Below are 25989 nucleotides of genomic sequence, written 5' to 3'. Positions count from 1 at the left end.
TAAAAGGCGGGAGTGATCCTCCCGCGAGAGATCAGACAGCGCGCCGGCGAGGGCGGCTGGCGTAGAGATAGAAGAGAATGGAGCAGGTAGCGCAGAAAAAGATGGAAAGCAGCATCGGCCAGGCGGAATTGAACGTCGCCGTTGACAGCAGCGCGCCCATAATCGCCCCGATCCCGAAGCGGAACGTGCCCGCGAGCGACGACGCCGTCCCCGCCATATGCGGAAACTCATCCAGGATCACCGCCATCGCATTGGATGCCACCAGCGACACGCAGCCGACAAACGCCGCCACACCCAGCACCAGCGACCAGAAGCCGATATCAAACTGCGCGCTAATCACCAGCCACACGGCCATCGCGAACTGAATAAACAACCCGGCGCGGAACATTTTCAGCGCGCCCACGCGGCGCACAAAGCGGCTGTTGATAATGGTCATCACGAACAGAAACACGATATTCAGCGCGAAGTAATAGCCAAAATGCTGCGGCGAAACATGGTTCAGCTCGATATAGACAAACGGCCCGGCGCTTAAAAACGAGAACATGCCCGCAAAGCTGAAGCCGCTCGCCAGCATATAGCTCAGGACGCGCTTATGGCGAAACAGCGTGGCGAAGTTGCCAAGCGTGGTGCGAAAGTGAAACTTCTGGCGGCGCTCCACCGGCAGCGTTTCGCGGATAAGAAAGAAAATCATGGCGCAGGCGAGCAGCGCCAGCACCGCGAGGATCCAGAAGATCACGTGCCAGTTAAACCAGACCAGCACCGCCCCGCCCGCCATCGGCGCCAGCAGCGGCGCGATGGTGGTCACCAGCATCACGAACGACATCATGCGCGAGAACTCTTCCTTCGGGTAGATATCACGCATCAGGGCATTGATCACCACGCTTGCCGCCGCGGCGGAAAGCCCGTGCAGAAAACGCATATAAATAAGCTGATCGATCGTCTGGGCCAGCGCGCAGGCGATGGCGGCCGCCGCGAAAATTAGCGTGCCGCCGAGAATAACCGGCTTGCGCCCCAGACTGTCGGCCATCGGCCCATAAAAAAGCTGGCCGATAGCAAAACCCAGAATATAAGTGCTGAGCGTCATCTGGGCGCTGCCCGCCTCGACGCCAAACTCGCTGGCGATAACCGGCAGCGCCGGGAGATACATATCGATTGAGAGCGGCATCAGCATGGCCAGCAGGCCAAGAATAAACACAATACCCAGAGACGAATTCTGCCTGGTGGTCACAGTTGACTCCTGAAATTAGCGTGACGGCATGCCAACGCTGGCAATTTCGTCTTCGGTTAACGGGCGGTATTCGCCAGGCGCCAGCTCAGGATCGAGTTCAATGGCCCCGATGCGTTCGCGATGCAGACCGACAACGTGGTTACCCACCGCCGCGAACATACGCTTCACCTGGTGGTAGCGCCCTTCGCTGATGGTGAGACGCACTTCGGTCGGGGTGATCACTTCAAGCTGCGCCGGTTTGGTGAGATCTTTTTCATTGTTGAGCTGTACGCCTTTGGCAAACAGCGCCGCGGTGTCATCAGCCACCGGCGATTCCAGCGTCACCAGATAGGTTTTCTCGCAGTGGTGGCGCGGCGAGGTGATGCGGTGCGACCACTGGCCGTCGTCAGTCATCAGCACAAGGCCGGTGGTGTCGATATCCAGCCGTCCTGCGGCGTGCAGCTTATGCGCGACCGGCTCGTCCAGAAAGTAGAGCACCGTCGGATGATCCGGATCGTCGGTGGAGCAGACGTAGCCCTGCGGTTTATTCAGCATAAAATAGCGCGGGCCATTCTGCTGAGTCAGCGGATTGCCGTCATATTCGACGTCGTGATTTGGCAGCAGTTTAAAAGCGCTGTCTTTTACAATGTCGCCATCCACCGTGACCCGGCTGGCGCGAATTTCGCGGCCAGCAATAGCGCGGCTGACGCCAAGCTGCTGGGCGATAAATTTATCAAGTCGCATTACGTTTATTAGCCTGTTGTTGATGCAGTTCCGACGCGGGGGCGGGCAAAGCGCCCGTCAATGTTCTTGAAGCGGAATCAGAGCCGTCAGTATAACGGGCAATGGCCCGCTCACAAGATGAAAATGATTCGTGGCATAATATTAGCGTGATCCCTATTTCTGCAGGCCCCATGTCCTTTACTTTACGTCCCTACCAGCGCGAAGCGGTGGATGCCACCCTTAACCATTTTCGCCGCCACGACGCGCCAGCGGCGATCGTTCTGCCGACCGGCGCAGGCAAAAGCCTGGTTATCGCCGAACTGGCGCGGCTCGCGCGCGGCCGCGTGCTGGTGCTCGCCCACGTAAAAGAGCTGGTGGCGCAAAACCATGCCAAATATCTGGCGCTCGGGCTTGAGGCGGATATTTACGCGGCCGGTCTCGCGCGCAAAGAGAGCCATGGCAAGGTCGTGTTCGGCAGCGTGCAGTCGGTGGCGCGGAACCTCGACCATTTTCAGGGAGAATTCTCGCTGGTGATTGTCGATGAGTGCCATCGCATCAGCGATGACGACGACAGCCAGTATCAGCAAATTCTTACGCACCTGCGTAAGCAGAACCCGCGCCTGCGCTTACTGGGGCTGACCGCGACACCGTTTCGCCTCGGCAAAGGCTGGATTTACCAGTTCCATTATCACGGCATGGTGCGCGGCGATGAAAAAGCGCTGTTTCGCGACTGCATTTACGAGCTGCCGCTGCGCTACATGATTAAACACGGTTACCTGACGCCGCCGGAGCGTCTTGATATGCCTGTCGTGCAATATGATTTCAGCCGTTTGCAGGCCCAGAGCAACGGGCTGTTCAGCGAGGCTGACCTTAACCGCGAGCTGAAACAACAGCAGCGCATCACGCCGCATATCGTAAGCCAGATAGTCGAATTCGCCGCTGACCGCCGCGGCGCGATGATTTTCGCCGCGACCGTCGAGCACGCGCGTGAAATCACCGGCCTGCTGCCTGCGGGCGAAGCGGCGCTTATCACCGGCGAAACGCCAGGACGCGAACGCGACGCGATCATTGAGGCGTTTAAAGCTCAGCAACTGCGTTTTCTCGTCAACGTGGCGGTACTCACCACCGGCTTTGACGCGCCACATGTGGATCTCATCGCTATTCTGCGCCCGACTGAATCGGTCAGCCTCTATCAGCAGATTGTCGGGCGCGGGCTGCGATTGTCACCGGGCAAAAAAGATTGCCTGATCCTTGATTACGCGGGCAACCCGCACGATCTCTACGCGCCTGAAGTGGGCGCGCCGAAGGGCAAAAGCGACAACGTACCGGTGCAGGTCTTCTGCCCCGCCTGCGGTTTCGCTAATACCTTCTGGGGCAAAACCACGGCGGACGGCACGCTGATCGAACATTTCGGCCGCCGCTGTCAGGGCTGGTTCGAAGATGACGAGGGCCACCGCGAACAGTGCGACTACCGCTTTCGTTTTAAAAACTGCCCGCACTGCAACGCGGAAAACGATATCGCCGCGCGGCGCTGCCGCGAATGCGACAACGTGCTGGTGGACCCGGACGACATGCTGAAAGCGGCGCTGAAGCTTAAAGACGCGCTGGTGCTGCGCTGCGGCGGGATGCAACTTCAGCCGGGCGCCGATGAGAAAGGCGAATGGCTGAAAGTGACCTATTACGATGAAGACGGCGCGGACGTCAGCGAACGCTTTCGCCTGCACACGCCCGCGCAGCGCACCGCCTTCGAACAGCTTTTTATTCGCCCGCACACCCGCACGCCGGGCGTGCCGCTGCGCTGGATTACCGTTAACGATATCATCGCCCAGCAGGCGCTGCTGCGTCACCCCGATTTCGTGGTGGCCAGGCTCAAAGGCCAGTACTGGCAGGTGCGTGAAAAGGTGTTCGATTATAACGGGCGGTTCCGCCGCGCCAATGAATTACGCGGTTAGCGGCGGTTTTCGTTGCCCCTGCGCGCTCGAATAGCTATAATGCCGCCCGCTTTTGCATCCGCAAAGCCAGTCATTTGCCTGTTGCTGGGTCGCCTGTAACAGGTTTCTTTATTAAGAGAGATGTCAATGTTTACTATCAACGCTGAAGTACGTAAAGAGCAGGGTAAGGGTGCGAGCCGCCGCCTGCGTCACGCCAACAAGTTCCCGGCTATCGTTTACGGTGGCACCGAGGCTCCGGTTGCAATCGAACTGGACCACGACAAAGTGATGAACATGCAGGCTAAACCGGAGTTCTACAGCGAAGTGCTGACTCTGGCTATCGATGGCAAAGAAGTTAAAGTAAAAGTTCAGGCTGTACAGCGTCACCCGTACAAACCGAAACTGCACCACATCGACTTCGTTCGCGCGTAAGTGCAATGAAGAAAAAACGCCGCGCTATGCGGCGTTTTTTTTGCCTCTCATTCAGGCACAAAAATTAAGGGCGGAGATTCCGCCCTTTTTCATTTCACATTTATTTGCCTGACGTGCGGCGCTGCAGCTGATCGCGCAGGTTCGGCGGCGTGCCTTTAATGGTCAGCGTGTCGGTCGCCGGATCCCAGAAAATACGCTCGCCAAGCAGCATGGCGTCGAAGTTAATCGTAAGCCCGCCGCCGCTGCCGGCGTATTTGGTCAGCTGACGCAGCGTGCTGCGATCCGCCGGGAACGTCTCTTCCAGCTCGTAGCCCTGCTCCGCCGTAAACTCCTGGAAGCTTTTCTCGCCAAAATTCGGCAGCTCTTTGGAAAGCTCAGACAGCGCAATCTCTTCGCCCGCCTGCAACTGCTCATTGCAGTAGCTGTAGACCTGCGCGCGCACGTTCTGGCGCTCGGCTTTATCGAGCTGCGCCTCGGCGGTGAAATCATCCAGCGCCTGCAACAGCCCGCGGTTCTGCGCTTTCGTATCGAGCCCCACGCTCGCGCCCAGAAAATCCATAAAGAAATCGGCGACCTTGCGCCCTACCCGGCCTTTCAGAAAGGTTAAGTAGCGGGTCGATTCCGGGTTGGTTTCCCATTCGGTCAGATCGATGCGCGCAACGATATCAGCGTGGTTGATATCCAGATAGTGCGTGGTGCTGATGTCCAGCTGCTCGTTAACGCGCATGCTGCTTAAGTTGTTCAGCACCGCCACCAGCAGGTATTCGACCGCGAGATAACGATAGTGACAAAACAGCACGATGCCGCCATCCGCGAACGGGTATTTCGCAAGCTCGTCACGCAGACGGCCGGTGGCCGCGCGGCTGAACGCCAGGAAATCCTCATCGCCGCGGCGGCACTGGCGCAGCGCCTCGGCAAGCTCGCTTTCTTCGTTAAAAAGGCCGTAGGCTTTGCTTTTCGCGCTGTAGACGCGATGCAGCTCGGCCATCATTTCCGTGACCGTATTGCCAGGTTCAAGCAGCGAGTCGCGCAGGATAAGCTCCAGATTCTGCTCATCGCGCTTAATTAACTGATGTAAGGCAATCTGGTTGATATCCAGACTCATGATAAACTCTCCTGTTGGGCAGGGGCGTATTCAACCACTGCCTGCCGTCCTGCGCAACCGCTGATAAAAAAGCGGAAATAAAGCCACTGCTACGGTAAGATATTGGACTTTCCTGAACAAACTGATGTTGATTTATGCCACAACTATCCCGCTATAGTGACGAACGCGTTGAAGAATTACTGACTGAACTGGCGAGCGTGCTGTCAAAGCACAAGGCGCCAACCGACCTTTCCCTGATGGTACTTGGGAATATGGTCACCAATGTTATCAATAACAGCGTGGCTCCCGCGCAGCGCAAGACGCTGGCGCGCTCCTTCGCGGAGGCGTTGCAGTCCTCCATTCGCGACGATAACGCGCATTAAGGAAGAACGTTAAAAAGCTATGGTGACTAACCGTCAGCGCTACCGCGAAAAAGTCTCCCAGATGATCAGCTGGGGGCACTGGTTCGCCCTGTTCAATATTCTCTTCTCCATTGTCCTCGGTAGCCGCTATCTGTTTATCGCCGACTGGCCCACGACCCTGACGGGCCGGATTTACTCTTACGTGAGTCTGGTGGGCCACTTTAGCTTTCTGGTGTTTGCCGCGTATCTGCTGATCCTGTTCCCGCTCACGTTTATCGTGATGTCGCAGCGGCTGATGCGATTCCTGTCGGCGATTCTCGCGACCGTCGGCATGACGCTGCTGCTGGTCGACAGTGAAGTCTTTACCCGCTTCCACCTGCACATTAACCCGGTGGTCTGGCAGGTGGTGATTAACCCCGATCAAAGCGAAATGGCCCGCGACTGGCAGCTGATGTTTATCGCGGTGCCGGTGATTTTGCTTATCGAGATGCTGTTCGCCACCTGGAGCTGGCAGAAGCTGCGCAGCCTGACGCGCCGCCGCCGCTACGCGCGCCCCGTGGCGGCACTCTTTTTCGCCTCATTTGTGACCACACATGTGATGTATATCTGGGCCGACGCGAATTTCTATCGTCCGGTCACGATGCAGCGCGCGAACCTGCCGCTCTCTTACCCGATGACGGCGCGCCGCTTCCTGGAAAAACATGGTCTGCTGGATGCGCAGGAGTATCAGCGCCGGCTGGTGGAGCAGGGCGATCCGGAGGCGGTGAGCGTGCAATATCCGCTGAGCGATCTGCGTTACAGCGATATGGGCTCCGGCCATAATGTGCTGCTAATTACGGTCGATGGGCTTAACTACTCGCGCTTTGAAAAACAGATGCCGTCGCTGGCGCAGTTCGCGCGCGACAACGTGAATTTCACGCAGCATTTCAGCTCCGGGAATCTGTCGGATAACGGCATTTTCGGCCTGTTCTACGGGATTTCGCCGGGCTATATGGATGGGGTGCTGGCCGCCCGTATTCCGGCGGCGCTGATCACCGCGCTGAATCAGCAGGGTTATCAGTTAGGCCTGTTCGCGTCAGATGGTTTCAGCAGTTCGCTGTATCGTCAGGCGCTGCTGTCCGACTTCTCGCTTCCTTCGGCGCAGCCGCAGAGCGATGACCAGACCGCCTCGCAGTGGATTAGCTGGCTGAATAAGTACTCCTCGGAAGATAACCGCTGGTTCTCATGGGTCTCCTTCAATGGCACCAGTATTGATGAAGACACCCAGCAGGCGGCCTTTACGCGCCGCTACGCCCGCGCAGCCGGGAATGTAGACGCGCAGATTGACCGCGTGCTGGCGGCACTGAAAGCGAGTGGCAAGCTGGACAATACCGTTGTGATTATCACCGCAGGCCGCGGCATTCCGTTAGGCCAGCAGCAGGAGAGCTTCGGCTGGGATCGCTCACGCATTCAGGTGCCGCTGGTTATTCACTGGCCTGGCACGCCTGCGCAGCGCGTGACGAAACTGACCGATCATCAGGACGTGATGACGACCCTGATGCAGCGTCTGTTGCACGTGCGCACGCCAGCCTATGAATATTCGCAGGGCGAAGATCTCTTCTCCCCTACCCGCCGTAACAACTGGGTGGTGAGCGCTGATAACAACACGCTGGCAGTGACAACGCCGCAGATGACGCTGGTGCTGGACAACAACGGCAATTACCGGATGTACGACCTGCGCGGCGATCGAATGAAGGACGATAAACCGCAGCTCAGCCTGCTGCTGCAGGTGCTGACGGATGAAAAACGCTTCATTGCTAACTGATTGATTATTTATAAATCACTCGGCCTGGCGTGGCTTGCAATCAGCGTGAAAACGGGTAGTATAAGCCTCCACGTCGGCACGTAGCGCAGCCTGGTAGCGCACTGTCATGGGGTGTCAGGGGTCGGAGGTTCAAATCCTCTCGTGCCGACCAAAAAATCCCAAAAAAACCAACCCGTTGCGGTTGGTTTTTTTATGCCTGCAATTGGGTGAAGATAACGTCCCAGTTATTCATCACTACGATAACGCCACGGTGTTCGTGGCGTTTTTTACTATTCAGAATACAGGCATCCCACGTTGCAGAGCCCTGTGCTTATTCAGTGACTCGTTTACTTAGCTGAATGCTTCGACCATTGTTCGGCGGATTTCAGGTGCTCCTCAACAACCGGCGTATGCGCATCGGCCAGCGCTTTCACATCGGGATCTTTGATGTTTTTAGCGTCGCTTTGCAGTTTCGAGAGCACCATTTTGTGATCTTTAGTACCAGCATCCTTCATATACATTTTGTCAAAGGCGTCGCCACTTTCCTTTTCAAGCTTAGCGGCAATGGCTTTGTGTTTGGCGTCCGGCTCCGTCGGCAGCGTCACGCCTTTTTGCTGGGCAACCGTCTGGACTTTTGTCAGGGCAGCGCTATGGTCGTCGACCATCTTCTGCGCAAAGGCTTTGACGTCGCTGTTCTGCGCTTTCTCCAGCGCAATCTTCGCGGCGGCAACTTCATTGATATTGGCCTGCGCCATGTCTTTTAACGCCTTTTCATCGCCCGCGCCGAGTTTCGCACCCGATGTGGTCTGGCCTGCGGCTTCATTTTGCGTGGTGGTCTTCGGCGTCTCGGCCTGCACGCCTGCGGTGCTGAACATCGCTGCGACTGCCGATGCAACCAGCAGCCCTTTCAGGGTTTTACTCTTCTGCATTGTGTTCTCCATATGGCCATGATTAAAGCTGATACAAGGTCATAACCCGTGCCCAGCCTCAGAGGTAAATGACAACTACAACGTTCAGTATAGGATAACAATTTGAGATAGCCGTTTACGCCAGGGTCTTTCGCGCTCAAACGAAGCGAAGACAGCATAAACGAAGCGGAAGAGTTCGTGGCAGCGGTGTAAATTGTAATGGCATATTCTGGTTTACGCGTTAAACAGGCCTTCCCTTTACGGCGATTGGCAGAAATCTATTATTCTGACGTGATGCATCACTTCTTTTTTAACGTATCAGGAGGAAGGGTTTAGCTGGATTATCCCGGGAAATAACGCGCTTTACTCGACCATCTCTCATCGTATTATGTTAAGAGATATTGTATTCCTTATTTTATAATCCACCTTGTTTACTTTTCAGGCATACATTATTTCATGAAGGTATCACTATCAAGGTGCCGGAGAATATAGATTTGTCTGGAGCAGCGCATCGTCATACCGTTTTTTACGCGCTTTTTCATAAAATATATCCTTTTTTATGTGACATTCATCACAAATAGGAGGCCGGAAATAACCACACAATAAACGCGCCTAAAACAAGGAAACTGCCATGTTTAACCTTCAAAGAATTGAACCCGCATTTACGGAAGATAGTTATGGTTTTACTCAGAGCTTGCTCGCCTATATCAATGGCGACAGCGATAATTCTCCCGCGCTTCACACGCCTGGTGAAATCGTCCGGCGCGCCAGGCAGGAGCACTCGGCGGCCGATGAAAAAATAGCTCAACATACATTATTTATAATTTATCAGAGCGTATTGTCTCATCCTTTATCAACACCCGCCGCCAGACAATACGATTCTGCCGTGCTGGAAATAAAAAACATCATCGAACAGCAGTGGATGGCGCATGAATTTGTCGGGCTGGTTATTCCTGATGAAGTGAATACCTCGAAGAATTACGGCGATTATTTAAAGACAGTCTGGCAGACGCATAATGCATCACATCACCCTCTTTTCGAGTTTCTTGAAAAGGACGCTTCCACCCAACAGCTTTATTATTTTTTTAAAAGCGACAGCGCCCTTAACTTAATTTTCTTTGATCTGGTGGCGTACACCCTGATTGGCTCGCAGCCGGAAACACGCGGCACCATCAGCGAAAATCTGTGGGATGAAACAGGCCACGGCGACAACGTCTTCACGCACGTCAATCTCTATAAAGATGTGCTGGCGCGCCAGGATATCACCCTGCCCACCAACCACTATATTGATATGTACGGCACGGAAGCGCTCGCCGGCCATAATGCGTTTATGCTGGGCTGCGTCAACCGCAAACACTACTACAAACTGTTAGGCGTGATGGCGATGACGGAGGTGTTAGACCCACCGCAATATACCAAGCTGGTTAATGGTTGCCTGCGTCTCGGGCTTATCGATCGCGATGTGAAGTACTATACCGAGCATATTACTATTGATATCAAACACGGTGACGACTGGCTTTATAACGTCATCGATGTGATAGCTAATCGCGACCCGGCCACCCGCAGAGAGTTTTATCTGGGCAGCTTATTACGCTTGCGAACCGCCGAGCGGTATTACGATCAACTCATGCAAAAATTACTCGCGCTCTGATAAAGACGTCAGCCCGGACAGGTTCTCCGGGTTTTTATTTATGCTGAAGAAGAGGTAATCTGTGGCGTATTTACTGCTCGCGCTTGCCGCGATTTTCTGGGGTGGAAATTATGTTGTTGGGCATATCCTGGTTCAGTATGTGGATCCTTACGGGTTAAGCCTTATTCGCTGGGGAGCTACCTCCGCGCTGATGCTCGCGCTTTACTGGCGTCGGTGTTCTGTCGATTTCTCCGCGCTCAGGAAAAACCTCGGCATTAATACGCTGCTGTCTTTTCTGGGTCAGGTTAGTTTTCCATTAAGCTTATACATCGGGCTGCAATATACCACCTCACTCAACGCCGCCATTTATATCTCCAGCACGCCGTGTCTGGTGCTGCTGATTAACCATTTTATTTTTCACGAGCGCATTTCGGCACGCAACATTATCGGCGTGATATCCAGTACGGGCGGGGTATTATATCTGGCATTTTCCAGCTCAGGCGGAAATATTAAGACTTTTGGTTTAGGTGATGTATTAACGATTATTTCCGCGCTGAGCAGGGCGTTTTACTGCGCGTTTTTACGCCTGAAAGATAAAACGGTGAAAAACACGTCTTTCGTCGCGTTCAGTTCGCTCATCGGTACGATAATTCTGCTGCCGATGTTTCTGCTGCATGCGGTATTCGCGCCAGATTATCGCGGCGTGATTTATACATTTTCACCCACCGTTATCGCTGGCATCCTGTACCTCATTATTTTTCCTTCCTGGCTGTCGTATGTGTTCTGGAATAAGGGCGTTTCGCTGATAGGCACCACGCGCAGTGAAATTTATACCCACCTCATTCCTGTTTCAGGGGGCATTATGGGTATTGTGTTTTTAGGCAACGAACTCAGAAGCTATCACATCATTACGATGATACTGATCGTGTTTGGCATCATCTGTTGTTCGTACCGCAATGAACCGAAAGTCAGCCCCGGCGTGATGGAGCGGTAAACGGGCAGCGTCGATAAGGCTGGGTGAGCGTCGCAGAGCGCTATACTTAACGCAACTTCACCTTTGCCGCGAGGATGTATGCAACGAGAAGATGTCGTCTCCAGAAGCCTGGCGTCGGTCGGCTATGACCTGGACCGTCGGGTGCTGGAGATCGCCTTTCACAGCGGCGCGGTCTATCACTACCAGAACGTGCCGGAACAGGTGTGGCTCGCGCTGGCGCGCGCGCCATCAAAGGGCCGCTACTTCCGTAAAGCCATTCAGGACCGCTTTCCTTACCAGCGCGTGGAGTGATGGCTGCGGCCACAAGGCTGGCGTTTTGCCGCCTTGCTCTGTACCATCGGCCGTCCCTGCTGCCCGCAAAAGGCAGCGCTCATTATAAAACACCTGCAAATACTCATGTCTGATACTCAAACTGCGGCTCGGGCGGTGCCTGAGCTTTCTGTCGCGCATGTACTGCGCACGCCGCGCCTGCTGATGCGCGAAACGCTGGCGGGCATTCTGACTGCGCTGGCGCTGATCCCGGAAGTGATTTCGTTCTCTGTCATTGCGGGCGTTGACCCGAAAGTAAGCCTGGTGGCGTCCATTGTGCTGTGCTTCAGCATGTCCCTGCTTGGCGGGCGTCCGGCGATGGTCACAGCGGCGGCGGGTTCGGTGGCGCTGGTTATTGGCCCGATGGTGCATCAGCACGGCGTTGGCTACATTCTGCCTGCCCTGGTGCTGGGCGGCATTATCCAGATCCTCTTCGGGCTGCTGGGGCTGGCACGCATGATGCGTTACATCCCGCGCTCGGTAATGACCGGCTTCGTGAATGCGCTCGGCATTCTGATTTTTATGGCGCAGGTGCCGCACGTCTGGGGGCAGAGTCAGATGGTCTGGCTGCTGTTTGCCGCCACGCTCGCCATCGTGCTTCTTCTGCCGCGCGTTACTAAAAGCGTGCCGTCGCCGCTGGTAGCGATTGTCGCGGTGACCGTCATCGCCTGGGCGTGCGGCCTGACGCCGCCGACGGTCGGCGATGAAGGCCCGATGACGCCGGGCCTGCCGGGCTTCACGCAATTGCTGGTGCCGCTTAACCTGGACACTCTGCGTATCGTCTGGCCCTGCGCGCTGAGCATCGCGTTTGTCGGGCTGATGGAGTCGCTCTTAACGGCGCGTCTGGTGGATGACATCACCGACACGCCGTCCAGCAAGCGCCGCGAATGCTGGGGGTTGGGTGTCGCCAATATCCTGAGCGGGTTTTATGGCGGCATCGGCGGCTGCGCGATGATCGGCCAGACTGTGGTGAATGTGGAGCTGGGCCGCGCCCGCTCGCGCTTTTCCACTATCGCCGCCGCGCTGGTGCTGTTGCTGATGGTGACCGGGCTGAGCGCCGTGATGGCGCAGATCCCGATGGTCGTGCTGGCGGGCATTATGATGGTGGTGGCGGCGAAAACGTTGAACTGGCACAGCATCGCGCCTGCCACGCTCAAACGCATGCCGGTCTCTGAAACGCTGGTGATGGTCGTTACCGTCATCGCCACCGTCTGGACCGGCAACCTCGCCATTGGCGTCGCGGGCGGCGTACTGTTTGCGATGATGCTTTTCGCGCGTCGTGTCGCCCACGTGGTGCGCGCCGAGCGCGAGGTTATCGATAACGGTAACGCGGTGCGCTACCGGGTGCGCGGCCCGCTGTTTTTCGCAAGCAGCAACGATCTCTACGAGCATTTCCGCTACGCCGACGATCCGGCGCGGGTGATTATCGATTTAACCCACGCGCAGATCTGGGACGCTTCGACCGTCGCGGCGCTGGACGCCATCGAAACGCACTATCAGCGCTATAACGCAAAAGTGGAAATTGAAGGGCTGGATATGCGCAGCCACGAATTCCACCAGCGGCTGAGCGGCAAGCTCTGAAAAAAACCACCGTCAGCGCGGTGGTTTCAGGCTCTGCAAGGCGGAAGAACGTTTCCGCCTTTTTGATGTGCGCGGCTTAACTGCCGGTGCGCGCCAGCACGTCGCGGCTCGCGAGCTGGCGCTCTTCGCCGGTGAGCTCAGACAACACGCCCTGGCGCATCTCCAGCAGCCGGTCGGCATGGATGAAGTAGTGATCGTCATGGCTGATGGCGAACACGGTTTTGCCCATCTCTTTCATCAGCGGCAGCAGCACCTGATAAAACTCGCGGCGGAAATGCGGGTCCTGATCGGCGGCCCATTCATCAAGCAGGATGATATCGCGCCCTTCCGCCAGCGCCAGCAGCAGCGCCACGCGCTTTTTCTGCCCTTTCGAGAGTTTCAGGTTGAGGATTTTGCCGTTCTCAAGCGTCAGTTTATTGACCATTTTCAGGCGATGCAGCCAGATTTCCACCAGCGCCGGGTCCGCCTCTTCACCGCCAGGGCCGAGCAGTTTGTCAAACAGCCAGACATCGGTGAATACCGCCGAGAAATGCTGGCGATATGCGGCCATGTCGCCTGCGGCGAGCGGTTTGCCGTCGATCAGGATTTCGCCGGATGCGGGTTCATACAGCCCGGTTAAGAGCATGGCGAGCGTCGATTTGCCGCTGCCGTTGCCGCCAATCAGGAACAGCAGTTCGCCGCGATTGATAGCGAGATTAATCGGCCCGACGCTGAAACTGCCGTCGTGATAGATAAAGGTGACGCTGCGTAATTCCAACTGCTGCCAGCCGTCATTGCGCGCCGGGCGTTCAAACGCAGCCTCATAGGGCGCGAGCTGAAACTGTTTGAGCTTGTTAAACGCCACCTGAGCGGAGAGCAGCGTCGGCAGCGCGCCCATCGCCGCAAGCAGCGGCGTGCGCAAAAAGAGCAGCGCCAGTGAATAGGTAGCCGCGACGGTGGTATCCGCCCAGCCAAGCCCGTTCGCCATCCAGAATACCAGGCCAATCACGCCAAGCATCATGATATTCGACCAGTTAACGGCGCTCAGATGGAAAGTGTCGGCGCGGATAATCTGTTCGCGGTAGCGCTGCGCGTCCGGCGTGTAGATCTTATCGAAGATGTACTCCGCGCGCTCGCGGTTGAGCGCCAGCTCTTTGCGCCCTTCCAGCACGGTCTGGAAATCTTCATACAGGCTGTCTTCTACCTCACGAAGCGTGGCGAGGTGCTTATAAACCCGCTGCACCAGCAGGTAGCCAGTCCACATTGTCACCGCTATCCACAGCGCGGTGACCACAAGCATTTTGCCGGACAGCCAGCCAAGGTAGACGGCGCTGCCAAGCGTCAGAATAACGCCCTGCACCAGCTCCGGCAGGCGCACAAACGCGACGGTAATATTGCGAACATCACTTGCCAGCCCCGCCAGCAGCGTGGCGCTGCCGAGCTTTTCAATCTGTCCGACCGGCGTATCCATAATGCGTTTGATAAACTCACCGCGCAGCCGGTAGACGAAGTGGTGGCCGAGCATGGTCAGCGCCAGCTGGGAGCCGAGCGTCACCGCCATCAGAAGCACCAGCAGGCCGAGAAATTCCGGCAGCACCGAGGCATTCAGATCGACAGTAGCAATCAGGCGCTGATTGATAAAGGCGATAAGCCCGATGCCGAGCGCCGCGCTGGCGAGGCTCAGCGCGAGCACCAGAGAAAACGGCCAGCGATACTGGCGCCAGACGAGACGCAGAAGTTCCATAACTAAACATGACTCAGGCTGTGAAAACAGCGAGCAGTTTAAACGGCTGCGCGGTCACATCAAGAATAATTCTTATTTTTATCCGCGCGCCTGGCGGAAGGTAAGATTGTAGCGATATTCTCCGGTCGCCGGGTGCTGACCGGGCTTAAGCGGCTGTATACCGTGGTAAAAAAGCCGCGACGGCCCGCCCCACACCACCACATCGCCATGCTCAAGCAACAGACGCTTCAGCGGATCGTTACGTTTCAGGCCGCCGAACTGAAACACGGCGGGCAGCCCAAGCGAAACGGATACAATCGGCGCGCGCAGATCCGGCTCGTCTTTATCCTGATGCAGCGACAGTTTCGCGCCGGGCGCGTAGCGGTTGATAAGACAGGCGTCCGGCCTGAAATCGGGGTAGCCCGCCGCGCTCGCGGCCGCGTCGCACAGCGTGCGAAAGGCATCCGGCATCGCGGGCCACGGCGCGCCGGTTTGCGGGTCGACCTGGGCGTAAAGATAGCCCTTCAGGTTGGTGCTCCAGCCCACCTCGCCGCAGTTGGTCATCGCGACCGACATGGTATAACCGCCGGGCGTCACCATATGGCGAAACGGCGAGCGGGCCGCGACGGCCTCGATGCCCGCCATCAGCGCCGGTGCAGAAGCGAGCGCGAAACGGCGCAGCACCACGGCACCGTCGGCGAGCGGCTCCTGCCAGGGTTCGGCATCGGCAAAAAGATCGAGCATTATTTCTCCTGTTCACGTTCGCGGGCAAGCAGCCGCGCCTTGCGGTCAGCGCCCCAGCGATAGCCGGAGAGCGCCCCGTCGCGGCGCACTACCCGGTGACACGGTACGACAATTGCGAGCTTGTTTGCCGCGCAGGCGCTGGCGACAGCGCGCACCGCCTGCGGATTGCCGGTGCGCTCCGCGAGTGCCTGATAGCTGATCGTGCTGCCGGGCGGCACCGACTGTAGCGCCTGCCAGACGCGCAGCTGAAACGCGGTGCCGCGTAAATCGAGCGGCAGCGCCAGTTCGCCCTGCGGCGCATCGAGCCACGCGATGACCTGCGCCACCTGCGCGCGAAAGGTTTCATCCGGCGCGAGACGCTCCGCATGAGGGAAAATGGTCGCAAGCTCCGCTTCAAGCGCCGCGGCGTCATCTGCCAGCAGCACCGCGCAGAGTCCGCGATCGCTGGTCGCCACCAGACACAACCCGGCCTCGCAGGGCGTGATGGCGTAGCGAATTGCTATTTTTTCGCCGCCACGCCGGTACTGGCGCGGTCGCATGCCGAGCGCGCGGTCGGCGTCGCGGTAGAGCGCGCTGTCGGAGGAAAACCCGGCTTCCCAGAGCGAATCCGTAACGCTCATGCCGCCACGCAGCGCCGCCTGGAGCTTTTGCGCGCGCAGGGCATGTTGCCAGGCTTTCGGCGTCAGGCCGGTGACCGCTTTAAATTCACGGTGAAAATGGTACGGGCTCATGGTGGCGCTTTCAGCAAGTGCTGCCAGCGTCAGCGGCGTGTCGCTCTGCTCCATGAGCCGACAGGCCGCCGCGATGCGCTGCGCTTTTTGCGCCTGCGGCGGCAGCCCTGCCGGCTGGCAGCGTTTGCAGGGGCGAAAGCCTGCCGCGCTGGCGGCGCTGGCATCCGGGTAAAAACGCACGTTTTCGCGAAGCGGCCTGCGCGCCCGGCACGACGGGCGACAGAAAATCCCGGTGGTCACTACCGCAAACACAAAAGCGTTATCGGCACGCGCGTCGCGGTTTTCCACCGCCTGCCAGCGGGCGTGTTCGCTGGTAAAATCTGCTACGTTCATGGCGCTCTCCTTCTTACAGGTTAGCGTGAGTTTGCCCGACCAGCCGCCTGCGAAAACGCATCTTCTTGCTTTTTAATTTTCGGTTTTCTCAATGAAGCTTGCGAACTGCGGCGACATCCAGGTCGCGAAGCCGTCGCCCTCGCGGGTGATCAAATAGACCGCGAGCTTCTCACGCAGCGCCACGGCTTTCGCTTTTTCCGGGCCGAGCACCATCAGGCCGGTGTCCCAGGCGTCTGCTTCCAGCGCCGTCGGCGAAATGACCGTCACTGAGACCAGCTTATGCGTGATGGGCCGTCCGGTCGCCGGGTCGATCACGTGCGACAGGCGTTTGCCGTCAAGCTCATAATAGTTGCGGTAGCTGCCGGAGGTGCTGATGCCGTGGCCGTTAATATCCACCACCGCCTGGACGGCGTTTTCCTGATCGGTTGGCTTCTGGATAGCCACGCGCCACGGCTGCCCGCCGGGGTTCATGCCGCGGCTTGCGAGCGCGCCGCCCACCGATACCAGATAGCGGCTGATGCCCTCTTCTTCCATCAGGCGCGCCAGATGATCGGCGGCGTAACCTTCGCCGACGGTGGAGAGATCGACATAGAGGTCGGGCAGATCTTTTTGCAGCCACTGCTGCCCGGAACCGTTGATGACTTTCAGGTGCGACAGGCCGGTACGCGCGCGGGCCGCGTCAATCTGCGCCTGATCCGGCGTTTTCACCGGCTGTTTATCCGGCCCGAAGCCCCACAGGTTAACCAGCGGCCCGATGGTGATATCCATCGCGTTATCGGTTTTCGCGCCGACGCGCAGCGATTCGGTGACGATATCCGCCATCGCCTCGTCCACCGGCCAGGGCGCCGTGGTGCGGGCGTGGTTAAAGCGCATCAGCGCGGAGTCGTCTTTCCAGGTGGAAAGGAGCCGGTCGTCGGCGTCGAGGCGCGCCTGGATTTTTTCACGCAGTTCGCTTGCGCGCGCCGCATCAACGTCCGCCAGACTGACGCGCCACGACGTCCCCATCGTTTTGCCTTCCAGCACCAGCGCCTGCGGAGCGGTGTCACAACCTGCAACCATCAAGACAGCAGTCAGCAGCAGGGTTCGTAAAGCCAGTAATTTCACGCGTTTCTCCTCTGTAACGGCGGCGACAGGTTACCCTATTTTCTTCAGACATAAAAAAAGGAGCCCGCAGGCTCCTTTTGCACATCAGGTCGGGGATTAGAACTGGTAAACCAGGCCTACCGCTACGACGTCATCCGTGCCGATACCAGCCTGACGGGTGAATTTGTTGTCATCCAGCAGGTTGATTTTGTAATCCACGAAGGTGGACATGTTTTTGTTGAAGTAGTAAGTCGCGCCAACATCAACATATTTCAGCAGATCCTGGTCGCCGAAAGATTCGCCAGTGGTTTTGTTGGCGATGTCTTTACCGCGGGACTGCAGGTAAGCCACGGACGGACGCAGGCCGAAGTCGAACTGGTACTGTGCAACCACTTCGAAGTTCTGCGCTTTGTCAGCGAAGCCGTAAGCATTTGAGTCGGAATCAGAACCGAAACGGGTCGCGTTGTAGGTCTGGGAGTACTGCGCCGCCAGGTAGATGTTGTTCGCGTCGTATTTCAGGCCGCCGGAGTAAACTTCCGCGTGGTCGCCTTCGCCATAAATACCCGCCAGGTTGTTCTGATCATAGGTACGTTTGGAAGTCGCCATCGCACCACCCACGCTGAAGCCTTCGCCCAGATCGTAGGTCAGAGACATACCATAGCCGTCGCCGTTCTGATTAAGAACACCGCGACCGTTGTCATCTTCACCTTTGGTGCTGCCGTTTTTACCCTGGTACTGCAGGGCAAAGTTCAGGCCGTCAACCAGACCGAAGAAGTCAGTGTTGCGATAGGTAGCTACGCCAGTTGCACGAGACTGCAGGAAGTTGTCCGCGCCGTAGGTGTCGCCGCCGAATTCCGGCAGCACGTCGGTCCAGGAGGTCACGTCGTAGATAACGCCGTAGTTACGACCGTAATCGAAAGAACCTGCGTCACCGAATTTCAGACCAGCGAACGCCACACGGGTCCAGGATTTATTATCACTTTCAGCAGTATTGCCCTGAATCTGATATTCCCACTGGCCGTAACCGGTGATCTGATCGTTTACCTGCGTTTCGCCTTTGAAGCCGATACGCATGTAGGTCTTATCACCATCGTCGCTGTTGTTATCAGAGAAGTAGTGCTCGGCGTCAACTTTACCGAACAGGTCTAATTTGTTGCCATTTTTATTATAAATTTCTGCCGCATGTACACTGCCTGCGACCAGCAGAGCCGGGACCAGCAGGGAGAGAACTTTAACTTTCATTATATTAACCCTCTGTTATATGCCTTTATATTATTATTGCCACTGCTCACTAATTCAGGGAACCAGTGGGCGAATCCATTGTCCGAAACCGGAGCCGAATAATCCAACAGGATTATGATACGAAAACTTTTTAGGTGTTTCATAATGCCTACAAAATGTAAGAAATCATTAATGAAAGGGAACTTTTTTCCGCACTAATCGCTAAATATATTCGCACTAATTATCAAGAAAACTTATTTTAATCATTTAAATCAAACACTTAACCATTCAGATTATTTACCGCACTGAATGCCAAAACCAAATAAGAAGAGTCCACTAGAATTAATCCCGCTATCATCATTAACTTTATTTATTACCGTCATTCAGATCTGAATGTTCGTTTTACCCCTATTACCGCCGGATGCTCGCATCCGGCATTTTTTTACCTGAAATTTCAGTTTCAACTATTTCAGGGTAAATTAGCGTAAAGTTAACGACTATTAATTAATCACATTGTCGTTATTTTGTTCGCCTGCGAATTATCATTCCTCATTAAAAGGCTATAAAATCCCTCCGCCTCAGCCTGACCAGCCGCCGCTTATGGCGCAGTTTCAGACCGTTCTCACCATCTGGTAAATCATACGTTTCGCTTTATACTTCATTGTTTGCGATACTGTTAAAACGACAGTTGTCGCCCCCGACAAGCCCTGTGCTACGGGCGTCGCGCGCTGGCTTCACCGCGACGTTGCAGGACAAGAAGGCAAAAAAATGGATAGCTGCCGCCGGCGCAGCACGGTTCTTTATTCTTTACACGGCGCAGGCCGGTGGATTACGCACAATAATGAGTCAGCCAGACGCAATGATCCCCAATAAATTTTCCCTTATGCCGGGCAGTATTACCCGTTTCTTCCTTTTACTGATTGTGGTGTTGCTGGTGACGATGGGCGTGATGGTCCAGAGCGCCGTCAACGCCTGGCTGAAAGACAAGAGCTACCAGATAGTCGATATCTCCCACGCGCTGCATAAACGGGTCGACACCTACCGTTACGCCACCTGGCAGATTTATGACAACATCGGCGCCAGCGCCGCAGGCCAGAACGGCGAAGGGTTACAGGAAACGCGTCTGCGCCAGGACGTCTATTATCTGGAAAAACCGCACCGTAAAACCGAAGCGCTGATTTTCGGCTCGCACGACAGCTCGACGCTCGATATGACACAGCGCATTTCGAGTTATCTCGACACGCTGTGGGGCGCGGAAGGCGCACCGTGGTCGATGTATTATCTGAATGGCCAGGACAACAGTATGATCCTGGTCTCCACGCTACCGTTAAAAGATCTCTCCTCCGGTTTTAAAGAGAATTCCATTAACGCGATTGCCGATTCGCGCCGCGCCGAGATGCTCCAGCAGGCGAATGCGCTGGACGAGCGCGAAAGTTTCTCCCCGCTACGTAAACTCGCCTGGCAGAACGGTTATTACTTCACGCTGCGCACCACCTTTAATCAGCCGGGCCATCTGGCGACGGTGGTTGCGTTCGACGTGCCGATTAACGATCTGATCCCGCCAGGCATGCCGCTTGAGAGCTTCCGCCTGGAGCCGGACAGCAGCCAGAACGCGCTTACAGGCCAGAATAAAGACGATCCGGACAGCGTCACCATTAATTTCAACAGCAACCGCATTGAGATCTCCTCCGCGCTGACCAGCACGCAGCTGCGCATCATCTGGGAAGTGCCGTTCGGCTCTCTGCTGATGGAAACCCTGCAAAATATCTTGCTGCCGCTGCTGCTCAATATCGGCCTGCTGGCGCTGGCGCTGTTTGGCTATACCACGTTCCGCCACCAGCCGAGCCGCCCGGTGGAAACCGTCACCAGCAGCGCGAACAATGCTGAACTGCAAATGCTGCGCGCGCTGAATGAAGAGATTTTAAGCGTGCTGCCGCTGGGGCTGCTGGTTCACGACCAGGAATCCAGCCGCACTATCATGAGCAACAAAATCGCCGACCACCTGCTGCCGCATCTGAATCTGCAAAACATCACGTCAATGGCGGATCAGCATCAGGGCATTATTCAGGCGACGGTCAATAACGAGCTGTACGAGATCCGGTTGTTCCGAAGCCAGGTCGTGCCGCGCACCCAGATTTTCATTATTCGCGATCAGGATCGTGAAATCCTGGTGAATAAGAAACTCAAGCAGGCGCAGCGTTTGTATGAGAAAAACCAGCAAGGCCGCTCCGCGTTTATGCAGAATATCGGCGCGGCGCTGAAAGAGCCGACGCAACAGCTGGCGCAGCAGGCGGCGCTGATTGAGGCACCGGAAAGCCAGGTGCTGGCTGAACAGGCCGAACGCATCGCGCGCCTGGTGGATGAAATTCAGCTGGTGAACCAGCTGGAAGCGGATTTCTGGCGCCCGACGCCGACCGATTTCACCATTCAGGAGTTGATCGACGAAGTGGTGCCGGAAGTGCTGCCGGTTATTAAACGCAAGGGTCTGCAACTGCTGATTAATAACCAGCTCGCCGCTAATGAAGAGCGCCACGGCGATCGCGAGGCGCTGCGCAAAGTGCTGCTGATGCTGCTGCACTACTCCGTCACCACCACGCAGATTGGCAAAATCACGCTGGAGATTATGGCGGAAGAAGGCGCGCGCGAGCGTCTGCTGTTCCGCGTGCTCGATACCGGCGAAGGCATCAGCAACAGCGAAATCGACAACCTGCACTTCCCGTTCCTGAACGGCACGTCCACCGATCAGTTCGGCAAAGCCAACGGCCTCACCTTCTATCTGTGCAACCAACTGGCGCGCCGCCTCGGCGGGCATCTGAATATCAAAGCCCGCAAAGAGCTGGGCACGCGCTATTCCCTGCATGTGACGATGCCGGTAGAGCCGCTGGAGACTGAAGAGAGCGACGAGCGCCTGCTGGATGACGTTATCGCGATGATCGATATTACGTCGAACGAAGTCCGTAATGTGGTGGTGCGCCAGCTCGAACAGTGGGGCGCGTCCTGCATCACGCCGGACGAAAGATTATCAAGTCAAGAGTACGATATATTTTTGACTGATAATCCGTCTAATCTTACTGCCAACGGCCTGCTTTTAAGCGATGATGAGGCCGGCGTACGACGCATCGGACCAGGACAGCTGCGCGTCAACTTTAATATTAGTCACGCGATGCAGGAAGCAGTGCTACAACTAATTGAAGAGCAACTGGCGCAGGAAGATATTCCTGAATCACCAATGGGCGGCGATGAAAATGCGCAGCTTCATGCCAGCGGCTATTATGCGCTGTTCGTCGATACGGTACCGGATGATGTTCAGAGATTGTATACTGAATCGTCCGCCGGCGATTTTGCTGCGCTGGCGCAGACGGCGCACCGCCTGAAGGGGGTGTTCGCCATGCTGAATCTGGTTCCCGGCAAACAGTTATGTGAAACACTGGAGCATCTTATTCGCGAGAAGGATGCCACAGCCATAGAAAAATATATCAGCGACATTGACGTTTACGTCAAGAGCCTGCTGTAGCAAGGTAGCCTAATACATGAACAATATGAACGTAATTATTGCCGATGACCATCCGATTGTTCTGTTCGGCATTCGCAAATCTCTTGAACAAATCGAGTGGGTGAATGTTGTCGGTGAGTTCGAAGATTCCACAGCATTAATTAACAATTTGCCGAAGTTAGACGCACACGTTCTTATCACCGACCTCTCCATGCCGGGCGATAAATACGGCGATGGCATTACGCTTATTAAATACATTAAGCGTCATTTCCCGACCTTGTCTATTATCGTGCTGACGATGAACAATAACCCGGCGATTCTGAGCGCCGTGTTAGATCTCGATATCGAAGGGATTGTTCTCAAGCAAGGCGCGCCGACCGATCTGCCGAAAGCGCTGGCTGCGCTGCAAAAAGGTAAGAAATTTACCCCGGAAAGCGTCTCCCGTCTGCTTGAGAAGATTAGCGCAGGCGGCTATGGCGATAAACGCCTGTCGCCGAAAGAGAGCGAAGTACTGCGTCTGTTCGCCGAAGGTTTCCTGGTGACTGAAATTGCCAAGAAGCTGAACCGCAGTATTAAAACCATAAGTAGCCAGAAGAAATCGGCGATGATGAAACTCGGCGTGGATAACGATATCGCGCTGCTGAACTACCTCTCTTCCGTAAGCCTGACGCCTGCGGATAAAGAGTAATTCTCGCTGTCCCTGCCCGCCGGGCAGGGACACACCGTTGTTCCCGCCCTGCTTTCCTGCCATTTTTTACGTAATCAATTAATGCCGCTAATGATGACACGCCATGTGTTTTTATCCTCACACGCGTAAACCATCGCGCGCCGCTCATGCATGACGACGCGCGTCACGATTAGCCGCGCGTCTTACGAACCCGGTCGGCATACACCGCCAGCGTCTGCTTCAGCACATCCAGCGTCACCGGTTTCGACAGACAGCTGTCCATCCCGGATTCCAGACAGCGCTGCTTCTCTTCCGCCAGCGCGTTGGCAGTCACGCCCACGACCGGCAGCGTCATGCCAAGCTCGCGAATGCGCTGCGTCAGGCGATAACCGTCCATATTTGGCATGTTGACGTCGCTTAACACGATATCGATATGATTTTTGCTGAGCACGTTGAGCGCGTCCACGCCGTCATTCGCGGTGCGGCACTGGTAACCCAGCGTACCGAGCTGATCGGCAAGCAACCTGCGGTTAATCGGGTGGTCATCCACCACCAGGATCATCATATCTTCGTTCTGTTCGGCGCTGGTAGCGGCGGCCGGCAGCACAGGCTCGCTGCCCGGCACATCGACATTAATGCTGTAAATGCGGCCCAGCAACGTCAGAAGCTCATGCGGCGCGGCAACGCTGTGCATCCAGACGCCCGGACTGCGCTCCACTGGCATCCCGATATGGCGGCGGCAGAAGAAGATGACCCCTCTGCCCTGCCACTCGACGCAGTTTTCATCGTCGGTAATCAGGATATCGTCTTTATCCGGCGTTTCGCCGTGATGATTTTGTACGCGAATATTGTTGCGCGAGAGCAAGCCCTGCAAATATTCGCACAGCGACGCGTTGCGTACCGCCAGCCAGCAGCGCTTATTGGAAAGCCCGTCGACGTTGGGCTTCGGCGGCAGCTGCGCCTGCCAGAGCGGAATACGAATCGTAAACTGGCTGCCCATGCCCGGCTCGGTATCGACTGAGATATCGCCGTCCATCATGTTGATGAGTTTTTCGCAGATAGCAAGCCCAAGCCCTGTACCCTGGAAGTTGCGCTGCACGCCAGTGCCGACCTGGAAGAACGGATCGAAGAGCCGCACCACCTCTTTCGCCGGAATACCGACGCCGGTGTCGCGTACGCGGAAGCAGAGATAATCACCCTGGGTGCCCACATGCAGAATAATGCAGCCGATATCGGTGAACTTAATGGCGTTGCTCAGCAGGTTGGAGATGACCTGTTGCAGACGCATCGGGTCGCCCAGCAGCGTCATCGGCACGTCCGGCTCGATAAAGCAGTAGAGGCCGAGCTGTTTACGCACCACTAGTGGCTGATAGTTGGCGGTGATATGGCTCATCACTTCGCGTGGTGAAAACTCGCGCGGCTCGATCTTGAGCTGTTCCGATTCGATTTTCGAGAAGTCGAGAATATCGCTGATGATTTTCAGCAGCAGGCTTGAGGAGTTGTGCATCGCCGTCACCAGACGATCGACGCCTTTCGGCAGCTCCTGCGTTTGCAGGAGATCAAGGTTACCGATAATCCCGTACAGCGGCGTGCGCAGCTCATGGCTGACAGTCGCGAGGAACATTGATTTCGACTGGCTCGCCTGTTCGGCCGCCTGAGCCATCTCCTGCAGCGACTCTTCCATTTTGACGCGCGCCGAGACATCGACCAGCACGCAGATCGCCACGTTTTCATTGCGATAGCGCGAATGCACGAAGCTGATTTGCAGGTTGGTGTTGTTGCTGGTGAGCACATCGACGAAATTCACCTGCTGTCCGCAGATAATCTGCGTAAGCCGCTGGCGGTCTTCATGCGTCAGCATGTTCAGATAGTTATGCGCCAGCTCGTTGGAGATAATATTGGTCCCGTCCTGGGTGCGCAGAATACAGATCCCGACCGGCGCCGAGGCGACGATTTTACGGTTAAACTGCTCATGCTCTTCCAGACGCTGGGCGTCGTTTTCCGCCGGAATAAAGATGCGCCGCTCATACATGCGCGCCAGCGTAAACAATACAATCCCCACCAGCACATTGAGCAGTACGGCGTTGAGGATAAGCATCCGGATACGCTCCAGCACCAGATCGACCGGCACGGAATAGACAATGCTGAGCGACGACGGCGGCAGGCTTTTTTTCAGGATCAGCTGCTTAAAGCCAGACGTATAGCCAAACCACGCGCGCTCCTGCTCCCACTCACCGTTACGCTCAAGACGCGTTTCCGAACCGGTGAGCGAAAAGAGTGGTCGATCGTTTTCATCCAGGATCGTCACACCCATCGGCATGCTGCCAGGGGTAAAGAAGTTTTCAATGCGGATGGTCTGCTCAATACCCAGCAGCCCCTGCAGGCGGTTCGCCAGGTAGACCGGCGTCAGGGAGTAGAAATTACCGATGCCCGGACGCGGGCCAGGCGATACCCAGAACAGGCTGTTGCCGCGCTCGTCCTGCGGCGCGTTGCGATACTTAATAATGCGCTCATGCAGCGCCTGGAGAGTTTTGTCGCGCTCAAGCGGGATCTCCCGCAGGCCGAAATCCGCCATACAGAGGTTATCGGAGCCTATCAGAAACACGCGGTTTAAGTCGTAGGCGGCGGAGAAGTTGTCGTGCCAGTAGCGTAAAAACCAGGAGAGCGATTGTAACGAGCCGCGCCAGCTGGTGCCGAGCGTATTACAGTCGGAGTCGGCAAACAGCGGTACAAACGACGGCGCGGTGAGCGCTTCGTTTTGCGCGCGTCCGCTTTTCATCAGCGCGTCGATATTCTCCAGCCGGTTTTCAGCCACATACTTCAGCTCTTTCATCACATCAGAGGTGCGCTGAATATAGCGCTGAGCCTGATCGTAGCTCAGGTTAAATTCCTGACGAATTTCCGACTCTTTCACATGCAGCGCGCTTACGATGTAAAACACCGAAAACAGGGCGATAAGCAGCCAGAGCAGCAGCGCCAGCGCCCGGAAAAGATAGCGAGACACTTTAAGCGTCGAGCGGAAAGAGACGAAGTATTTCAAAGGGGCACCAGCCAGCCGTGAGGTATGAAAA

20 protein-coding genes and 1 tRNA gene are annotated in these 25989 nt (G+C 56.2%); 11 read left to right on the top strand and 10 right to left on the bottom strand.

All coding sequences use genetic code 11. From position 1 onward, the window contains the following. Nucleotides 1–31: 31 nt before the first annotated feature. Both AFK66_RS05875 and rsuA read right to left on the bottom strand, forming a co-directional pair. On the bottom strand, nucleotides 32–1228 hold the full coding sequence (locus AFK66_RS05875) for a Bcr/CflA family multidrug efflux MFS transporter (protein ID WP_032972121.1): 1197 nt from the start codon (nucleotides 1226–1228) through the stop codon (nucleotides 32–34). Between the two features lie 15 nt (nucleotides 1229–1243). After that, nucleotides 1244–1951 (bottom strand): 16S rRNA pseudouridine(516) synthase RsuA, encoded by a 708-nt coding sequence (gene rsuA, locus AFK66_RS05870; protein ID WP_023898387.1) that lies wholly within the window; start codon nucleotides 1949–1951, stop codon nucleotides 1244–1246. A gap of 170 nt (nucleotides 1952–2121) precedes the next feature. Here rsuA and radD point away from each other — a divergent pair, with 170 nt between their 5' ends. Next, entirely contained in the window at nucleotides 2122–3882 is a 1761-nt protein-coding gene (gene radD, locus AFK66_RS05865; protein ID WP_023898386.1) for a DNA repair helicase RadD, read from the top strand. A gap of 126 nt (nucleotides 3883–4008) precedes the next feature. Beyond that, the gene (rplY, locus tag AFK66_RS05860; protein WP_004387433.1) at nucleotides 4009–4293 is read left to right on the top strand and encodes a 50S ribosomal protein L25; all 285 of its coding nucleotides are present in this window, start codon (nucleotides 4009–4011) and stop codon (nucleotides 4291–4293) included. Nucleotides 4294–4393: 100 nt separating this feature from the next. On the opposite strand, the gene yejK is transcribed toward rplY, so the two are convergent. Continuing rightward, on the bottom strand, nucleotides 4394–5398 hold the full coding sequence (gene yejK, locus AFK66_RS05855) for a nucleoid-associated protein YejK (RefSeq protein WP_007776685.1): 1005 nt from the start codon (nucleotides 5396–5398) through the stop codon (nucleotides 4394–4396). Between the two features lie 134 nt (nucleotides 5399–5532). Here yejK and AFK66_RS05850 point away from each other — a divergent pair, with 134 nt between their 5' ends. The 3 genes from AFK66_RS05850 to AFK66_RS05840 all read left to right on the top strand — a co-directional run bounded on the left by AFK66_RS05850 (nucleotide 5533) and on the right by AFK66_RS05840 (nucleotide 7694). Continuing rightward, the gene (locus AFK66_RS05850; RefSeq protein ID WP_004387431.1) at nucleotides 5533–5760 is read left to right on the top strand and encodes a YejL family protein; all 228 of its coding nucleotides are present in this window, start codon (nucleotides 5533–5535) and stop codon (nucleotides 5758–5760) included. Nucleotides 5761–5779: 19 nt separating this feature from the next. Next, entirely contained in the window at nucleotides 5780–7543 is a 1764-nt protein-coding gene (gene yejM, locus AFK66_RS05845; protein WP_007776686.1) for an LPS biosynthesis-modulating metalloenzyme YejM, read from the top strand. Between the two features lie 74 nt (nucleotides 7544–7617). Further along, nucleotides 7618–7694: transfer RNA gene (locus AFK66_RS05840), tRNA-Pro, on the top strand. 175 nt (nucleotides 7695–7869) lie between these two features. On the opposite strand, the gene AFK66_RS05835 is transcribed toward AFK66_RS05840, so the two are convergent. Further along, complete coding sequence (locus AFK66_RS05835; protein WP_007776689.1) at nucleotides 7870–8451, bottom strand: DUF4142 domain-containing protein; 582 nt, start codon at nucleotides 8449–8451, stop codon at nucleotides 7870–7872. 610 nt (nucleotides 8452–9061) lie between these two features. On the opposite strand from AFK66_RS05835, the gene AFK66_RS05830 reads away from it, so the two are divergent. From AFK66_RS05830 to AFK66_RS05815, 4 genes are all read left to right on the top strand, one after another. Next, on the top strand, nucleotides 9062–10081 hold the full coding sequence (locus tag AFK66_RS05830) for an iron-containing redox enzyme family protein (RefSeq protein ID WP_023898384.1): 1020 nt from the start codon (nucleotides 9062–9064) through the stop codon (nucleotides 10079–10081). Nucleotides 10082–10142: 61 nt separating this feature from the next. Next, nucleotides 10143–11054 carry a DMT family transporter gene (locus AFK66_RS05825; protein ID WP_007774570.1) on the top strand — a complete coding sequence of 304 codons (912 nt, stop codon included), beginning with the start codon at nucleotides 10143–10145 and terminating at the stop codon, nucleotides 11052–11054. 78 nt (nucleotides 11055–11132) lie between these two features. Beyond that, complete coding sequence (locus AFK66_RS05820; protein ID WP_007794706.1) at nucleotides 11133–11345, top strand: KTSC domain-containing protein; 213 nt, start codon at nucleotides 11133–11135, stop codon at nucleotides 11343–11345. 105 nt (nucleotides 11346–11450) lie between these two features. Then, on the top strand, nucleotides 11451–12944 hold the full coding sequence (locus tag AFK66_RS05815) for a SulP family inorganic anion transporter (RefSeq protein ID WP_032968153.1): 1494 nt from the start codon (nucleotides 11451–11453) through the stop codon (nucleotides 12942–12944). Between the two features lie 76 nt (nucleotides 12945–13020). Here the strand turns inward: AFK66_RS05815 and AFK66_RS05810 are convergent, their stop codons facing one another. The 5 genes from AFK66_RS05810 to AFK66_RS05790 form a co-directional block, all read right to left on the bottom strand. Next, a complete protein-coding gene (locus AFK66_RS05810; RefSeq protein ID WP_023898383.1) occupies nucleotides 13021–14667 on the bottom strand; it encodes a multidrug ABC transporter permease/ATP-binding protein in 1647 nt (548 codons plus the stop codon). Between the two features lie 78 nt (nucleotides 14668–14745). Continuing rightward, nucleotides 14746–15390 (bottom strand): DNA oxidative demethylase AlkB, encoded by a 645-nt coding sequence (alkB, locus tag AFK66_RS05805; protein ID WP_023898382.1) that lies wholly within the window; start codon nucleotides 15388–15390, stop codon nucleotides 14746–14748. Next, a complete protein-coding gene (gene ada / locus AFK66_RS05800) occupies nucleotides 15390–16454 on the bottom strand; it encodes a bifunctional DNA-binding transcriptional regulator/O6-methylguanine-DNA methyltransferase Ada (RefSeq protein ID WP_007776698.1) in 1065 nt (354 codons plus the stop codon). Before ada ends, alkB begins: the two co-directional genes overlap by 1 nt. 72 nt (nucleotides 16455–16526) lie before the next feature. Next, on the bottom strand, nucleotides 16527–17558 hold the full coding sequence (gene apbE / locus AFK66_RS05795; RefSeq protein WP_007776701.1) for an FAD:protein FMN transferase ApbE: 1032 nt from the start codon (nucleotides 17556–17558) through the stop codon (nucleotides 16527–16529). Nucleotides 17559–17654: 96 nt separating this feature from the next. After that, entirely contained in the window at nucleotides 17655–18779 is a 1125-nt protein-coding gene (locus AFK66_RS05790) for a porin OmpC (protein WP_007776703.1), read from the bottom strand. An 838-nt stretch (nucleotides 18780–19617) separates the two neighbouring features. On the opposite strand from AFK66_RS05790, the gene rcsD reads away from it, so the two are divergent. Then, nucleotides 19618–22272, top strand: a complete 2655-nt coding sequence (gene rcsD / locus AFK66_RS05785) for a phosphotransferase RcsD (RefSeq protein WP_032983033.1) — start codon at nucleotides 19618–19620, stop codon at nucleotides 22270–22272. Between the two features lie 16 nt (nucleotides 22273–22288). Continuing rightward, entirely contained in the window at nucleotides 22289–22939 is a 651-nt protein-coding gene (gene rcsB / locus AFK66_RS05780; RefSeq protein WP_007676706.1) for a response regulator transcription factor RcsB, read from the top strand. Nucleotides 22940–23108: 169 nt separating this feature from the next. Here rcsB and rcsC read toward each other — a convergent pair whose 3' ends face one another. Beyond that, nucleotides 23109–25958 carry a two-component system sensor histidine kinase RcsC gene (gene rcsC, locus AFK66_RS05775; protein WP_023898379.1) on the bottom strand — a complete coding sequence of 950 codons (2850 nt, stop codon included), beginning with the start codon at nucleotides 25956–25958 and terminating at the stop codon, nucleotides 23109–23111. Between the last annotated feature and the right edge of the window lie 31 nt (nucleotides 25959–25989).

Origin of the sequence: Cronobacter malonaticus LMG 23826 (assembly GCF_001277215.2) — a bacterium.
Taxonomy (GTDB): domain Bacteria; phylum Pseudomonadota; class Gammaproteobacteria; order Enterobacterales; family Enterobacteriaceae; genus Cronobacter; species Cronobacter malonaticus.
Note: the sequence above shows the minus strand (reverse complement) of the source record. Positions and strands in the feature narration are given on the sequence as shown.